Here is a 1,323-nt window from a genome sequence, read left to right on the forward strand (position 1 = left end):
CGCTGTCACCTTGGCCGTGGCGCGGCCAAAGCCGAGCAGTCTCAAAGCGCCAGAGATCGCGTCGTCATGACTCATGGAAAACCCCGAGATGATGATTTCTATCAGTGCCTGGTCGAGCTCTTCCGGCGCAACCCACTCCAGCTTGCGCTCAGCCGACTCCCAATGCGCCCGGCTGCGGATGACAACGGGGCGATTCTCGACCAGGTGGAGAAATTCGCCACGGCGCAGGAAGTGCCTCTGCTTGATGCCCAGGCCAATGGCGTGTTCCACGGCGGCGATGATTCGCGAGCCTTGGCGGGTCACACCGAAAGCATCCATGAGCCGTCGGGTGACTTCCACTGAATGCACCGGTGATTCGACGTCGACCACAGTACGGATCATCCGCAGCAGGTGCTCGGGCTGGTGTTGATGTAGTTCCGCTTGGGTGCTGACTGCAGAGAGCCGCGCCTTTTCATAAGGTTGACTGGCGACTGGCTCGACTTCGGCAACGGTTTCGTCACGGATAATTTCATGCAGGGGCTCAATCAGAACTTCTGTGACCGAGACGTTGCGACGGTTGGCTATACGTTCGCGGGCGGACTCGATCGCCGCCACTGTGCGGGTGATTTCTTGCTGAGGATTGCGGAACCAATCGGTACTCCAAATGCGATGAAAGTTCCAACCCAAGCCCTCAAGTACGCCTTGGCGCAACCGGTCGCGATCACGTGCGGAACGCGAGCTGTGATAGGCAGCGCCGTCGCATTCAACGGCCAGCACGTAGCGGCCGGGGAACTCGGGGTCTCTCACGGCGAGGTCAATAAAGTAACCGGCAGTGCCGACTTGCGGCTCTACCTGGTAGTCCAGATCGCGCAATGCGCGAATGACCTCGTCCTCAAAGGGCGAGTCCGTGGCCTTGCCGGTTTCCTCGGCGACTTCCAGCTCACCCGTTTCCGCGTACTTGAGGAAGTTCTTAAGGGCCCGTACGCCGTGTTTGGCACTGGCATCGATGTCCAGTTCATCGCCACGGAAGTTACAGAACACGCGCATCGCCAACTTTGCCCGCGTGATCAGGACGTTGAGCCGGCGATGCCCGCCGTCTTTATTGAGCGGGCCAAACTCACGAGCGATACGACCGGATTCATTGCGGCCATAACCGATGCTGATGAAGATCACRTCGCGCTCATCCCCCTGAATGTTTTCAAGGTTTTTGACGAAGAACCGCTCGCTGCCCTGTGCAGTGAAAAACGCTTCGGCCTGAGGTGTCTTGCGTCGCAGTAATTCAACCTCAATGTTGATCAGATCACGCTGCGGAACGCTAAACGCGGCCACTCCCAAGGACCTGTC

Annotated in this window: 1 protein-coding gene; it reads right to left on the reverse strand. The window is 58.8% G+C overall.

Annotated features, from left to right (window positions below):
• Positions 1–1,308, reverse strand: a 1,308-nt coding sequence (locus AC1DVH_RS31230) for a DUF3320 domain-containing protein (protein ID WP_477757036.1), incomplete at its 3' end; no start/stop codon positions are given.
• Between the last annotated feature and the right edge of the window lie 15 nt (positions 1,309–1,323).

Source organism: Pseudomonas sp. P4_C3 (assembly GCF_056402075.1).